This window comes from Haloarcula nitratireducens (assembly GCF_019599505.1).
Genome location: NZ_RKLT01000001.1, coordinates 639,388 through 653,932, shown reverse-complemented (window position 1 = coordinate 653,932; position 14,545 = coordinate 639,388). Strand labels below are relative to the sequence as shown.

The 14,545-nt window shown below is 66.6% G+C and carries 12 protein-coding genes and 1 pseudogene; 2 read left to right on the top strand and 11 right to left on the bottom strand.

What is annotated here, in order from left to right; translation table 11 throughout:
• Positions 1-3 precede the first annotated feature (3 nt).
• Both EGH23_RS03385 and EGH23_RS03380 read right to left on the bottom strand, forming a co-directional pair.
• Positions 4-1,353: an FAD-dependent oxidoreductase gene (locus tag EGH23_RS03385; protein ID WP_220578612.1), complete on the bottom strand. Its 1,350-nt coding sequence runs from the start codon at positions 1,351-1,353 to the stop codon at positions 4-6.
• A gap of 269 nt (positions 1,354-1,622) precedes the next feature.
• Positions 1,623-2,948, bottom strand: a pseudogene (locus EGH23_RS03380) (permease).
• 387 nt (positions 2,949-3,335) lie between these two features.
• On the opposite strand from EGH23_RS03380, the gene EGH23_RS03375 reads away from it, so the two are divergent.
• Complete coding sequence (locus tag EGH23_RS03375) at positions 3,336-3,686, top strand: four-helix bundle copper-binding protein (protein ID WP_220578611.1); 351 nt, start codon at positions 3,336-3,338, stop codon at positions 3,684-3,686.
• 89 nt (positions 3,687-3,775) lie between these two features.
• Positions 3,776-4,087, top strand: coding sequence for a hypothetical protein (locus EGH23_RS03370; protein ID WP_220578610.1), 312 nt, complete (start codon positions 3,776-3,778; stop codon positions 4,085-4,087).
• Between the two features lie 9 nt (positions 4,088-4,096).
• Here the strand turns inward: EGH23_RS03370 and EGH23_RS03365 are convergent, their stop codons facing one another.
• The 9 genes from EGH23_RS03365 to EGH23_RS03325 all read right to left on the bottom strand — a co-directional run bounded on the left by EGH23_RS03365 (position 4,097) and on the right by EGH23_RS03325 (position 14,411).
• The gene (locus tag EGH23_RS03365) at positions 4,097-5,011 is read right to left on the bottom strand and encodes an LLM class oxidoreductase (RefSeq protein ID WP_220578609.1); all 915 of its coding nucleotides are present in this window, start codon (positions 5,009-5,011) and stop codon (positions 4,097-4,099) included.
• Between the two features lie 7 nt (positions 5,012-5,018).
• The gene (locus EGH23_RS03360; protein WP_220578608.1) at positions 5,019-5,873 is read right to left on the bottom strand and encodes a CPBP family intramembrane glutamic endopeptidase; all 855 of its coding nucleotides are present in this window, start codon (positions 5,871-5,873) and stop codon (positions 5,019-5,021) included.
• 44 nt (positions 5,874-5,917) lie between these two features.
• The gene (locus EGH23_RS03355) at positions 5,918-6,457 is read right to left on the bottom strand and encodes a DUF1684 domain-containing protein (protein ID WP_236044595.1); all 540 of its coding nucleotides are present in this window, start codon (positions 6,455-6,457) and stop codon (positions 5,918-5,920) included.
• A 48-nt stretch (positions 6,458-6,505) separates the two neighbouring features.
• Entirely contained in the window at positions 6,506-8,395 is a 1,890-nt protein-coding gene (locus EGH23_RS03350; RefSeq protein ID WP_220578607.1) for a receiver/sensor box histidine kinase, read from the bottom strand.
• A 97-nt stretch (positions 8,396-8,492) separates the two neighbouring features.
• Complete coding sequence (locus tag EGH23_RS03345; RefSeq protein ID WP_220578606.1) at positions 8,493-10,469, bottom strand: AMP-dependent synthetase/ligase; 1,977 nt, start codon at positions 10,467-10,469, stop codon at positions 8,493-8,495.
• 104 nt (positions 10,470-10,573) lie between these two features.
• Complete coding sequence (locus EGH23_RS03340) at positions 10,574-10,981, bottom strand: Hsp20/alpha crystallin family protein (protein WP_220578605.1); 408 nt, start codon at positions 10,979-10,981, stop codon at positions 10,574-10,576.
• A 223-nt stretch (positions 10,982-11,204) separates the two neighbouring features.
• Positions 11,205-12,440, bottom strand: a complete 1,236-nt coding sequence (locus EGH23_RS03335; protein WP_220578604.1) for an ABC transporter permease — start codon at positions 12,438-12,440, stop codon at positions 11,205-11,207.
• A complete protein-coding gene (locus EGH23_RS03330) occupies positions 12,437-13,672 on the bottom strand; it encodes an ABC transporter permease (RefSeq protein WP_220578603.1) in 1,236 nt (411 codons plus the stop codon). Before EGH23_RS03330 ends, EGH23_RS03335 begins: the two co-directional genes overlap by 4 nt.
• Positions 13,665-14,411 (bottom strand): ABC transporter ATP-binding protein, encoded by a 747-nt coding sequence (locus EGH23_RS03325; RefSeq protein ID WP_425433199.1) that lies wholly within the window; start codon positions 14,409-14,411, stop codon positions 13,665-13,667. Before EGH23_RS03325 ends, EGH23_RS03330 begins: the two co-directional genes overlap by 8 nt.
• Between the last annotated feature and the right edge of the window lie 134 nt (positions 14,412-14,545).

Below are 14,545 nucleotides of genomic sequence, written 5' to 3'. Positions count from 1 at the left end.
CGGCTACGTCGGTTTCAGTACCCGCCACGCGATTCCCGGCCGCAGGAGCGACGTCGGCGGCACCTCCATCATGATGACGCGATAGAGCGCGTCCCGGAGCACGCCGTCGGTGTGAGCTTTGCGAGTGAGACGGGAGAGATACCGGTTGAAGAGTTCGGACCCCCGCGGTTTCCGTCCGTCGGTCGCCGGGAACTGGAAGTCGGCGCCGACCGCCAGCAGCCACGCGTCGTCGATCACGCTCTCGGCCCGTTCGAAGAACCGGGGGGCGAGGTCGGTTCGGCCGCCCGCGGCGAGGGCGTGGTGGAGCACGAGCGCTTCGAGCGCCGCCACGGACATCCCCTGGCCGTAGATCGGGTTGAAACTCGCGATCGCGTCGCCCAGCACGAGAAGGCCGTCCGGGAACTGATCGAGCGCTTCGTAGTGGTAGCGGCGGTTCGACGGGAACGGGTACTGCGCCACCTCGTCGGAGACCATCGGGTGCGTCTCGAGGAGGTCCCGAAATTCGGACGTCGATAGGCCCGCGGCGAAGTCCCGGACGCCCGCTACGTCCGCTGGCGGGTTGTCGCCGTGTACCCCGTGGAGCGTCACCAGCCAGCGGTCCCCCTCGACCGGTAACGCCACGCCGCCGCGAGTGTGGGGCGGCGAGGCGGGCGCGAAGACGGCGCGCCGGTCGTCGGGCGGCCGCCGAACGTCGACGGTGGTGTAGCGGACGTCTACCTCGACTTCCTCCCTCGGCGGCTTCTCGAAGCCGTGTTCGTCCAACCACGTCGGCGTCCGACTCGTCCGGCCCGTGGCGTCGACCACCAGATCGGCGGGAACCGTCGTCTCCTCGTCTCCCGAACCCCGAGCCCGTATCCCGGTCACGGCGGTCGCGTCGCTCTCCGTGAGGTACTCGACGCACTGACACTCAGAGCGCAGGGTCACGCCGTCGAACTCGGCGAGCCGCCGTCGGGCGACGTACTCGATGAGCGGCCGCGTCGCGATGTACTGGGGGATCCGCTCGGGACCGTCCGCGAGGAAGCCGCCCTCGTCGTAGAACTCGACGTCGCTGGCACCGTCTATCAGCACGCCGCCCTCCGAGAGCAACTCCTCGCAGTAGCCGGGAAAGAGGTCCTCGATCGTCGCGCGGCCGGCCTCCAACAGCGCGTGGGGATGTTTCGACTGCGGGACCCCCTTCCGCGGGGTCGAGTCGTCCGAGAGCGAGTCGCGCTCGACGACGGTGACTCGCTCGAAGCCGTCCGAGAGCACGCGAGCGGCGAGGAGGCCGGCCACGCTCGCGCCGACGACGACGGCGCGGTCGCCGACGGCGGCGACCCGCCCGCGCTCGTATCGCGGCACGCTCGACAGCGTCATGGTACTCGGGTCGCGTATCTGCTTCGTTTGCCGTCGCTGTTCGGTCCGGCGACCGCGTCGTCGGTAGGTGATATGTCCATCGTATCTCCTCGTCTACCACTCGTCTCCTCCGGCGTCGCATCGGGTCGCCGATGCGACCGCGGCGAACGCGCACTGACCGATGGGTCGGTTATTGCAATCCCAGCGCCGAACGAATAAATATCCTCCGCGTAGCGGTCGGATACGAGCCCCGGTCGGACGCTCCCGGGCGTTGCCCGGTGGAGCCGCCGTCAGTCCGCCGCGTGCGCGTGTCCGCCCTGTTCGCTTCCCGCCGAATCCGAGCTGTGGAGCCAGTAAAGGAACAGGAACAGCCCGGTAGCGAGGACGTTCAGCACCATCTTGTAGTTCATCTCGATCTCGATCTCGGCGACCTGGACCGAGGACGGGTCGGGGATGAGCCCCATCCCGAGGAACAGGAAGTGGATGATGATGCCCGTCAGCACGGCGGTGACGAATATCATCCCCGAGAGCAACGCCGCGAATTTCGTCCCGTAGTAATCCCGGTAGGCGTCCATGATGGGCGGGACGATGAGGTCCGCGTAGATGTAGCTCAGGACGCTCCCGAACGGCAGGCCGTTGGAGAACAGGACCGCGCCGAACGGCACGTTCCCGACCGAGCAGACGAACGTGGCGACCCCGATGAGCGCGCCGACGACGGCGGTCCAGAAGACGTACACCGGCAGGCCGAACGTCGCGCCGGAGAACACCGTCGTCCACACCTGTTCGGGGATGAATCCGGCGATGAGGCCCGCGAAGATGAAGCCGATAGCGATCTCGTCCCAGAGCATGCCCCACTCCTTCCACTGCTTGTCCGCGAGCGCCTTCCAGCCCGACATCGAGGTGGCCTGCTCGCGGATGGTCGTGTTGGCCTCCTCGGGATCGAAGCTCTCCTTACACGACTCCGAGCAGAAGTAGTAGGTCTCGCTATCGTGTTCGATGGAGTGGTCGGCGTCGTCGGGGTTCACTTCCATCCCGCAGACCGGGTCTTGCACCGTCCGCTCGGCGTCGTCGAGGACGTTCTCCCGGGCCTCCTCGACGACGTCGTCGGGGACGAGATAGGTGAACGCGAACGCCATCATCCCGATGAGGATGAACCCGCCGACGACGTCGGCGAGCAGGAACTGCCACCCGAGCAGAATCCAGATGACCGCGCCGATCTCGATGACGAGGTTCGTCGAGGCGAACATGAACGCTCCGATGGTGGCCGCCGCGGACCTGCCCTTCTTGAAGAGGTTCTTCGCCGTGGCGATGGCGCTGTAGGAACACGACGAGGAGACGAACCCGAACAGCGTCCCGTAGCCGATCTCACGGGGACCGTGACCCTCCAACAGGTCCGAGACCTTCTCGTCGGAGGTCCACGCCTCGACGCCGCCGGCGATGGCGAACCCGACGACCAGCGCCCACCACGTGATCCACGCCATCGCGGCGGTGGTCGTGAGAAACTCGCGCGTGCTCTCGACGAAGAACGTCGAGAGCGGTTACGAGGTGGTGAATACGCCGACCGCGACCGTCGCGAGTGCGATGACCGCCAAGATCGCGTATTCTTTCTTTTCCATGGACGGGGGATACGCCTTCCAGTTTTAACCGGATTTTGTCTAGCGAACCAAATCCCCTCTCGACCCATCGATCGTTCCGGCGTCAGGGCCGAAATGCGCCGTCGACTGCGGGGATTCAGCCGGTCGGCTAACCGGTTTGATGTGGCGGTTCGTCCGGTGACGAGACCTTGTCTTCGAAAGTCGGCCGGCGAAGTAGCGAGAGAAGCCCCGAGACCGACATTCTGCTCCGACGATCACGACCACCTGCTCAGGGTTCGGGAGGCACTCGGAGACGAGGTGGTTCGAACGGTACCACGGACCGTACGCTTCGGGTAACCACTGCCGAGAAGCGGGGTTCGGAATGTTAGCGGAAAGACATGAAAACCCCCCGGTCGAACTACGAGACGCATGTCCCTGTCAGAGACAGTGTCCGAGATCGACCGGCTGAGCGAGGAACAGCGCGAGTGCATCGAACTCTGTACGCGGGCCGCCGAGGTCTGTGAGTGGTGCGCCGACGAGTGCCTCGGGAGCGAGGACATGGAGGAGTGCGCCCGGCTCTGTCGGGACGTCGCCGACATCGCGTCGCTGCACGCCCGGTTCATGGCCCGCGATTCGCAGTTCAGTTCCCATCTCGCCGAGGCCTGCGCGGACGCCTGCGAGGCGTGTGCCGACGAGTGCGAGCAACACGACGCCGACCACTGTCAGGCCTGCGCGGAGATCCTGCCGGAGTGCGCCGAGAGCTGCCGGAACATGGCCTGAGACCTCACGGCGCTCACCGGGGAACAGAACCCGAGTCGCCGACACTCCAGTCACCTCACTTTTTCCCGACGCGCCGCCTCCGCCGTCGTATGACAGAGGACGCCGACCCCGAAGCGAACCTCCGGGAGTGGAAGGAGGCGATGCGGGCCGAACACGACGACGCCATCGAGAACCCCGCGCCCGACGAGCGACACCGGATCGAGGGCGTGGCGCAGGTCAGCTACCGCGTCTACTTCGAGTACGACGAGGAGAGCGACGCGCTCTCGCGCACGCGGCGCGAGCAGGTCGAGGACTTCTCGGACCCCGAACTGCTCTCCTGTGCCTGCGGCGTCCGGGGGATGACGCCCGAGGAGGCCAGACGGCACGTCCGCGCGGCCCGGGAAGCCCGCGACGGGGAGTAGCGCCGCCGATCAGACCCGCTCGAACACGTCCTCGGCCAGTTCTGTGAGTTCGCGCTCCGGGTCCTCGCCCGGCGTCGAGACCACGACGTGGTCGACGCCCATCGAGTCGAGCGTCCGGAAGTACTCGACGAACCACTCGCTGCCGGCCCGATACCCCTGATGGACCGGTTCTGCCGCGGCAGTCGGGTCGTCGGCGAGGACCGTCCGGACGACCATCGCGTAGGGTTTCTCGCCCGCGGCCTCGCGCCACTCGTCGAGATAGGATTCGAGCGTCCCCTCGGGCAGGTGATAGAAAAGCCAGCCGTCGCCGTTGTCGGCGATCCACTCGACGGACTGACGGGCGTTCCCGGTCGGTAACAGTGGTATCGTCCCCGCGGTCGGCTTCGGCACGAGGTCGAGGTCGCCGTCGAGACGGCCCCACCGACCGTCGGCCTCGGGGAACTCCTCGCGCCAGACCGTTCGGAGGAGTTCCACCGACTCGCGGAACAGCGCGCCGCGGTCGTCGGCCTCGACGTCGAAGGCCGGGTACTCCGGGTCGCGGTCGCCGGTGGCGACGCCGAGCACGAGGCGGCCGTCGGAGAGGCGGTCCACGGACGCGGCCGATTTAGCGACGTGGAGCGGGTGTCGCAGCGGCAGAACGACGCTCGCGGTCCCCAGCGCGATTTTCTCGGTGTGGGTCGCGGCGGCCGTGAGCCACGTCCAGGGGTCGAACGTCTGGCCCGCGTCGCCGAATCGTGGCCAGTACAGCGGCACGTCTCTGGCCCAGAGCGCGTCGAAGCCGAGGTCCTCGGCGCGGCCGGCGAGACGCAGCTCCGCCTCGTGGTCGGGGCGGGATTCGCTCGCGTCGGTCAGCGGGAAGCCGACGCCGACGGTGAGGTCGTCAGTGCCGAAAATACGCTCGTAGCCGGCGTTCGCGTGGTCCATCACGGTCTCAGAACGGGGCGGTCAGTAGCGCTTGCTGGGCCGCTGCGAACTGGTCGCTGTACTTCACGGTGACGTACAGGATCGTGAACAGCGTCGCGTTGTAGACCCCGTGAATCAGCGACGGGACGACGATGTTGTCGGTGTACTCGTAGCTGACTCCGAAGACCAGCGCCGGGACGAGGAGGACGCCGAGCGCCACGAAGTTCCCGCTCGCCGACCCGCCGGTGAGCGCGAACCAGTGGAGGCCGGCGAAGATGGCGCTCGGGACGAGGATGCCCGGAACCGGGCTGAACACCTCGCGGATGCGCCCCTGCACGACGCCGCGGAACAGCAGTTCCTCGCTGGGACCGATGACGAGGATCGACGCCGGAATCAACAGGAGCAACACCTCTGGATTCTCCATCCCTATCTGAGCGGCCTGATTCGTGCCCGTCTCCAACTCCGTTCCGGTGAGTTGCTGTGCGAGCGTGATGAGAACCGAGCCCAGGATCGCGCCGCCGAGCGCGACGCAGTACCCGACGCCGACCGTTATCGCGTCACGGAGGTCGGGGATCTCGGCGGGGATGTCGAATACCGACGACTCCGCGACGATGCCGAGTTTCGACCGAATCCACGGAGCGACGGCCGGGCGAGCTTTCACGTAACTGAACGCGACGCCCGCACAGCCGACCCCCTGGATGAACAGCAGACTGAGGACGATGTTCAGTGACGGCGTGAGTTCGAGACCGACGAGCGTGAGCGCGATGACGGCCGGAATCATCAGCCCGAAGCCCAACAGCAGGCCGCCGGCCCCGAGAAGGAGGGCAGACAACAACGCCACGGCCGATTGGAGGAGCGGGCGGTTGCTAGACGCGGTGGACATACGCCCCCGTAGCAGCGTCACGGTGAAAACAGTTCGCTCGTGGGTCAGGGCGTCCGCTCGCCGGCCTCGATCGCCACGTCCAGCCAGTTGGTCTCGGGCGGGAGCGGACAGTCGAAGGTGTCGCTGTAGGCGCAAAACGGGGAGTACGCGAGGTTGAAATCCAGCGTGAGGGCCTCGCCGTCCTCGAGGTCGTCGGTCGCTTCCAGTTCCATGTAGCGGCCGCCGTCGTAGGTCTGCTGGCCGGTCGTCTTATCGCGGAACGGGACGAACAGCGTCCTCGACTCGTCGGCCGCCTGCCGGTATCCCGCCAGTTCGTACGCCTCGCCGTCGAGTTCGAACGAGAGCGTGGCGAGGTGGAGGTACCGGACGGTGCGGCCCTCAGTCGTCTCCATCTCCACCGGGTCCGGTTCCTCGTGGCGCGAAACGGTCGCCTCGACGCGGTAGGTCCCGTCGGGGTCGAAGTAATCCAGCCCGTCGAAGGCGTCGCGATCCTCGGGCGGGATCGGCGACTGCTGGTGCTCGGCGAAGAAGTCGTCTTTCTCGGCCCGCTTCCGTCGAAGCCGCTCGGCCCAGTCGTCGGTCATACGTCCGATAGCGGGCCGTCGCGTTTGAGTCCGGCGACTCGACCGCGGCTAACAGCGTATCTCGAACCGCGCGCCGCCCGCCTCGCTCTCGGCGACGCGGATCTCCCAGCCGTGGGCCTCGATTATCTGGTGGACGATGGCGAGGCCGAACCCGGTGCCGCTCGCCGAGAGGGTGTAGCCGAAGTCGAAGACGTTCTCCCGTTCTCCTTCGGGGATGCCGGGGCCGTCGTCCGCGACGTACACGCCCGAACCGTCGTCTAAGTCGCCGACGCGGACGCTGGGGGCGTCACCACCGTGAGTGAGGGCGTCGTCCAGCAGGTTCTCGGCGACTCGCCGCAGACGCTCCCTGTCGGCCTCGACCGCGCGCTCGGTCGTCACCGTGAGGTCGGCGTCGCCGGTCTGCAGCGCCTCCCAGCACCCCGAGACGAGCGAGCGAACCGACACGGTCTCCGTCGCGTCGACCGCCTCCCCGTCGCGGGCCCACGTCAGGACGTCGTCGATGAGCCGCGACATCCGGTCGTGGGCCGCTTCGACGCGTTCGAGGTGGTCCTCCTCGTCGTGGCCCTCGACGGCGAGTTCGAGGTGGACGGACGCCAGGTCCAGCGGCGTCCGCAGGTCGTGGCTGACGATGGACGCGAACTCGTCGAGTCGCTCGTTCTGCCGGGCCAGCGCCCGTTCTCGCTCGCGGAGGGTCTGCTCGCGTTCGACCTGCTGAAGCGCCGACTGGATGGTCGCGGCGAGGACGCTACCCAGCGAGACGTCGGCGTCGTCGAAGGCGTCTACCTCCGTCGAGGAGAGGAGCAAGACGCCGCGCTCGCCCAGCGGCAGGACCATCTCCGAGCGGAGGGGCGTCTCCGGGTTGAGGACGTCGGGGTCATCCCGAACGTCGGGACAGACTCGCGCCTCGCCGCGCTCGTAGGCGTTCCACGCGATGCTCTCGCCGTCTTCGGTGAACGTCGGCACGTCGTCGAGGAGGGATTCGATTGCCTCGGTCGTCACCGCCGGGGCCAGTCCCCCCGCGGTCTCGTCGTAGAGGTGTATCGCGTTGAGGTCGTGACCGAGGATATCGCGGGCGGCCGCGAGCCCGACGTCGAGCACCGCGTCGCCGGACTCGGCGGCCATCAGCCGACGGGCGGTCTCGTGCAGTTCGGTCAGGCGGCGGTCGTAGTTCATCCGCTCGGTGATGTCGGTGTAGATGCCGTACGCGAGCGGGTCGCCGTCCGGTCGGTCGACCCGGACGTTCCGGAACAGGAAGTCGCGCCACTCCCCGTCGGCGGTCCGTCGGCGCACCTCGCGACAGCCGTCCGTACCGTCCGCGAGCGCGGTATCGAGCGAAGTCGCTTCTGCGTCTCGCTCCGGTGAGGGGAGCAACTCGGTGACCGACGCCCCGACGGCGGTCTCGCCGTCGTATCCGAAGACGCGTTCGAAGGCGTCGTTGACCCGTCGAATCCGCGAATCGCCGTCCTCGACGTCGAGGACGACGGTCGGGTCCGGGAGATCGTCGAACAGCGCTCCGGCGCACTCGTCGGCGGCGTCGTCGGAGCGGCGCGGGCGACGGCTACTGGTCAGGCTCCGGATACGCGCCGCCAGCGCGTCGTACTGATCCTGACCCCCCTTCCGAAGATAGCCGGTGACGCCCGCGTTCAGCGCGTCCGCCGCGACGCGTTCGCTACCCTGCTCGACGAAGAGGATGAACGGGAAATCCGGGCGGTCGAACTGCGAGGAGAGCCGGTCGTACAGTTCCAGCCCGTCGATTCGGGGCATCTCGTAGCCGCTCACGACGCAGTCGTACGTCGTCGGGTCGAACCGGTCGAGCGCGTCGGTCGGCGAGTTGCTGCTGGTGACGCGGAACTCGCCGTCCCGTTCGAGTTCTCTCGCCGCGCTGTCGGTGACGGCTTCGTCGTCGACGTGGAGGACGTGGATGTCACCGGCGGCCATTGGTCACGCTACTCCGACTAAGCACTTGAACGCGGTGGGCCAGTTATCAAAATCCATATGCAGCCGCTGTCGGGGGCCGCGGGCGGTACTCGACCGCTCAGTTCCCGGCGTTGTATTCGTCGCCGTAGATCGACCGCAGCTTCGCCTCGAACTCGCCTCTGATGTTGCGCCGCTTCTTCTTCATCGACGGCGTCAACAGGTCGTTCTCCGCCGTCCACTCGGCGGGCACCAGTTCGAACCGCTTGATCCGCTCGACCTTCTCCAGCTCCTCGTTCGTCTCGTCGACGGCCGACTGCACCCACGCCCGCACGCGGTCGTCCTCGCACTTCGCGTAGTCGTCCTCGGGGAGATCGATGCCCTCGGCGTCGGCCCACCGTTCGAGCTCCTCGAAGTTCGGGACCACCAGCGCGGCGACGAACTTCTGGTCGTCGCCGACGACCATTATCTGCTCGACGCGGTCGCTCGTCGAGAACATGTCCTCGATGGGCTGTGGCGCGACGTTCTTCCCCGTCGAGAGGACGAGCAGTTCCTTCAGGCGGTCGTGATAGACCAGGAAGTCGTCGGGCGTCCGTTCGACGATGTCTCCGGTTCGGAACCAGCGCGTCCCGCCGATCTCGGTGAACGCCCGCTGGGTCGCGCCGGGTTCCTCCCAGTAGCCGGTGGTCACGTTCGGCCCGTCCACGAGCAGTTCGCCGAGCGGGCCGGTCACGTCCTCGAACTCCGAGGCGTCGACCACGCTCTCGTCGATGCGGACGTCCACGTCGGCGACGGGGATTCCGAGCGTTCCCGGGCGGATATCTTCGGGCGGATTGACCGAGATGACCGGGGCCGTCTCGGTGAGGCCGTACCCCTCGACGATGGTCAGCCCCATCCCGAGGAACGTCTCACAGAGGGTCTTCGAGAGGCTGCCGCCGCCGCTGACCATGAACTCGATCTCGCCGCCGAGCTTCTCCTTCACCGTCGAGTAGACGAGTCGGTCGGCCAACCCGCGCTTGGCGTTCAGCACGGGACCGGGATCCTCGGCGCGAGCGTACTCGCGGGCGACGTCCATCGCCCACTCGAAGATGCGCTGTTTGACGGGCGACTCGCTGGCCTGCTCGCGCATGTTGCCGAAGATGCGCTCGTACACCCGCGGGACGCTCGCGCCGGTGTTCGGCTGAATCTTCTGGATGTCGTCGGCGAGCGTATCGGGGTGTTCCACGTAGCCGACGGCCGCTCCGGAGCCGTACATGAAGAAGTGACCGGCCAGTCGTTCGAAGACGTGCGCGAGCGGGAGGAACGCGATCGAGGTCGTCTCGGACGTGACCGCCGGCAGGTCCGGGTGTTTGTCCGCCCGCGGCGCGAGGCGCTTTCTGGTCTGGTTGACGTTCGCCCGGAAGTTGCGGTGGGTCAACTGGACGCCCTTCGGCTGGCCGGTCGTCCCCGACGTGTAGATGAGGCTGGCGAGGTCGTCCGGGTCGCGCTCGTCGAGCCACGAGCGGTAAGCGTCCTCCTCGAAGGTCGCCTCGCCGCGTTCGTACACGTCGGCGAGCGAGTGGACGTCCTCTCGGTCGGTGTCGCACTCGTCCATCACGACGATGAAGGAGAGCGAAAGCTCGTCCTCGACCGACAGCACGCGCTCTAAGAGTTCCGCGTTCTCGACGACGACGGCCTCGGCACCGGGGTCCGAGAGGAGGTACTCGACCTGTTTGGGCGAGGATTCGGTGTACACCGTCGTCACGACGCCGCCGGCCGACAGCAGCGCGAAGTCCGACAGCGCCCACTCCATGCGCGTGTTCGAGAACAGCCCGACGCGCGTGTCCGGTTCGACGCCGAGTTCGCGGAACCCCGCGGCGAGGCGCTTGACGAGCTCGTGCATCCGCCCGTAGGTAATGCTCGCGTACTCGCCTGGCGGCGCGGCAGACAGGATCTCGTCGGTCAGTGACCGGTCGTAGACGCCGCCCTTGTACAGCTGAGCGTCGCTCTCGGCGTTCCGCTCGGCGCTCGCCGCGAACAACTCTCCAAGCGTGTCGTCACCGATCACCTCGTCGGTGTAGGTCGCCTCCGCCTCGCGCCAGCTCGGTGTCCCTGCCATGCCACTCGCTATTGCCGGCGAGGGCAAATACATAAGGGATGTTCATGCTCGACCCGTTTCGAAAAGTTTTCTCGGAGAGCATGGCCGCGCCGGCCACGCTTCGCTCACTCGATGTCGATGCTGTTGCCCTCGTCGGACTCCGCTTCGACGGTGAACCGGACTTCGAGCACGCCGTTGCGGTAGGTGGCGCTCGCGTCCTCGGCGTCGACGTGCGTCGGGAGGTCGATCGTCTCGGAGACGGTCCGCCGGCGGTAGGTGGACCCCTCGCCGACCTCGTGCTCGCCGCTGAGGTGGAGTCGGTCGTCGCGGACCGTCAGCGATAGCTCGTCGCGTTCGAACCCCGGGAGGTCAGCGAGCACCACGAAGCCGTCGTCCGTCTCCTCGATGGAGACCCCGGCGTCCCAGCCGCTGGAGTCTTCGAGAGCCGGACCGCTCGCACCGCCGAACATCTCTCGGCGCATCTGGTCGAACAGTCGGTCCATGCCGTCGAAGGGGTATCGTTGTCCTCTCATAACAATCACATATACGCGGTGGTAGAATATAAACGCGTATGGATACGTGATAGCAATGGGTAACCTACGACGTGTATTCTACGCTGCGGACGGCGAAGGATGACACCTATACCCGTCTGCCCACTCATCCCACGACCGAAAACACGGGAGCCCGGTTCGCGGGGCCCAACCCCGACGACCGAACACTCCGCCTGAGCACCCAGAAACAAGGAGGGCAGGCAGTTCAGGCGCGTAAGGTCGATATCGGTTCGAGGCGGCTGAGGCGCCAGCCAGCGGCGATCGCGCCCGCGACGCTCGTTCCCAGAGCGATACCGAAGCCGACCGGCAGCAGTAGCGGTGGCGTGTGAACGAGATTTTCGAACCCCACGATAGCTTCGGTCACGTAGTTGAGGCCGACCACGACCGGGTACGTCGTCAGCAGACCGACGACACTGCCGACGGTGCCCAGCAGGATTGCCTGTGAAACGACGACGCCCGTTAACGTCGTCGATGAACAGCCCAGCGCGTTGAGCGCGGCGAGCTCACGTCGTTGCTGATAGACGAACGAGAGCAGCAGATTCACCGTGAGGGCCGTCCCGGCGAGCACCGCGAGCACCACGAGGCTGATACCGCTGGCCACGACGAGCGCTTGCCGTTCGAGCGTCGCTTGCAGTTGCTCGCGGTTCGTTCGAACCGTGTATGTCGGGTACTGTTGCTGGAGCGTCTGTTTGACCGGGCCAGCGCTGACGCCATCTTCGAGGCGGATCGTCACGAGGGTCGCTCGGTCAGCACCTGCGGTCCCGGTAAGGGACTGTAACTCGCTTAGGTGCATCGTCGCCGTGCCGGTCCCGAGGAATCGAGAGTAGGTGGGCGAGATGCCGACCACCGTGAACGCGTTCTCCTTTGCGCCTGCAACCGTGCCCCCGACGTACAGTGTGTCACCGGGTTCGACACCGAATCGCTGTGCAGTCTGTGGGTCGAGAACGACCGCGCGAGTCATCGGCCCGTCGTAGGTGCCGTTCGCGTAGTGAACGTCGTCTCGTTCGAATCCCGGCCCCTCCGTGATGTCGACCGAGGGTCCACCCCCTGGCACCCCTGCGGCGACCACCGTCTCGAACTCAGAGGTGTTTGTCCCGACGTACACTGTCTGAAAGGCAAGTGGGACGGCTGCCCGCACTTCCTTTCGCGACTCGATTTCAGCCGATACCTGATGGGCATCCACAATGCCGTTTTCGACGCCACCAACGCTCCCCGGAGCGAATCGAATCGGTCCTCCGGTGACCCAGAGATCCCGATCCGCGGCGTCGAACTTCTCCGTGCCGGTATCGATGACGCCGACACCGACGCTCGCTAAGACAGTCGTAGCGAGGACTGCAACGGCGACGCCGATCACAGCGAGGAGAGTCCGTCCACGGTCGTGGCGAAGGTGTGCAACCCCGAGTCCGAGCATTGCTCTGAGACGATGGAGTATGCGGGTCATTGGAGGAGATCCTCCTTCCCCAGTGTCCGATGCGAGAGGAACACGGGATAGGGAGCAGCAAAGAGGCCGATAAGAATCGCGATGCCGATGCCGTAGGCGATGAGTGCGGGGTGGAACCGAGCGACTGCCGGGACCGGGAGATACTGTTCGGCGAGGAGGTTCGTCACCGCGATGCCCCCGCTTCCGAGCAGCACGCCACAGCAGCCACCACAGACGGTAATCGAGAGCGTCTCAGCGAGGATGACCTGCGCACGCGACCACGGTGAAAACCCGATCGCGTCGAGGACAGCGAGTTGTCGTCGGTCGGCGGTGATCTCCAGCCCCATCATCGTCGCGACGAAGAGCACGCCGATGACGAACACGACGAGAAACGCGGCGACACCAACGGCTAGCGCGAGGTTGGACGTGCCGAGTCTGCGAGCGGAGAGGTCGCCTTTCGAGACGACCGTCGTCCGCGGATAGGTCCGTGCGAGCCGGCTCTCGACGCCCGGTGCGTCAGTGCGGACGAGAATCTGATTCGCCTGGTCGGACGCCTCCGCTCCGGTGAGTGACTGGAGTTCGCTCAGATGGACGAGCATTACCGGCACTGACCCACCACCTGTCGAGAGGCCTGCACCATCGACATGCGTGACAGTGAATGAACGCGACTGCTCGTCCGTTTGCGGGTGGATCGAGTCTCCCTCGGCAACACCGAGGAGTTCGGCAGCCGCGTCACTGACGACCGCTTCGCCGGTCCAGGGGCCGTCGTACTGGCCATCGGCGTAGTGCGGATCGGCCGGTTGTAGCGGCCGCGTCGAGAGGCCCGCGATACGCGCGGCGTTCTCGTCTGGCACGACGCCCACCGCGAGGACGTACTCCTCACCCTCTGTCGCGGGTGTTTGGACCGGAAGCAGCGACATCTGGACCGGCGTCGCGTGATCGATGCGGTCGTCCGTCGAGAGACTCGCTGCGGTCTCGTGGACGGCACCGAGTTTCGGCCCGTCGACGGCGACAGCAGTCGTCGTGCCACCGTCTTCGGGGACGATCCAGTAGTCGACCGCGTCACTCTGGACCGTCGACTGTGAGGCGAGTCCGAGCGCGATTCCGCTGACAGTGACCACGAAGCCGATCGCGACGGCGACTGCGAGGACACTGAGAGCAACGCGTCGGGGCGAGACGCCGGTAGCGCGGCCAACGACGCGCCGAACGCCGAGGCCGACGAGTGCGAGGCGGCGCCGACCCCGCTCACGCATCGACGACCTCGCCGTCGCGCAACCGAATCACTCGGTCGGTCCGATCCAGGGCGCGCTCGTCGTGGGAGGCGAGCACCACAGCTCGATCCCCGTCAGCAGCGAGCGATTCGAACTGGTCGAGGATCCGTTCACCGGTCGCCGTGTCGAGTTCGCCAGTGGGTTCGTCGGCGACGAGGAGCGACGGCTCGGTCGCCAGCGCCCGTGCGACGGCCACCCGTTGTTGCTCGCCGCCGCTCAGTGCGCCGGGTTTGTGTGTGGTTCGCTCACCGAGGCCGACTCGGTCGAGTAACGCTCTCGAGCGCTCCCGCCGAGTCGCCTTCGGCACACCACGTTCGATGAGCGGCAGCGCCACGTTTGCCTGTGCCGACAGCGCTGGGAGGAGGTGGAACCGTTGGAAGACGATACCGACGTGATCGAGTCGGAGTCGCGTTCGCTCCCGTTTCGTGAGGCTCCCGACGTCGGTCGCCGCGAGCGAGACGGTCCCGGAGGTCGGCGCGTCGAGTCCCGCGAGAAGGTGTAAGAGCGTCGACTTCCCGCTCCCGCTGGGACCGGCGATACCGACGAACTCCCCGGGCGTTATTTGCAGCGTCACGTCGTCCAGGGCGGTAACTGTGTGTGCTTCAGACTCGCCGCCAAATCTGCTATTGCTCCGGCGATAGACGCGTCCGGCACCGTCACAGCCGACCACCGTCGTCTCGGCAGTGGTTTGGCCCGGATGCTCACCGTTCCCCCGTTCCAGCGGCAGCTGATCCCCGTCCGACATTGATATCGCGGTCTGCTCTCGGGGGCGGGAATAGTATACTCGGTATAACGCGCGCGGTCGGGTCGCTGCGCGACGGTAGATACCGTCTACGTTCCAAGTAGCTAGACTAT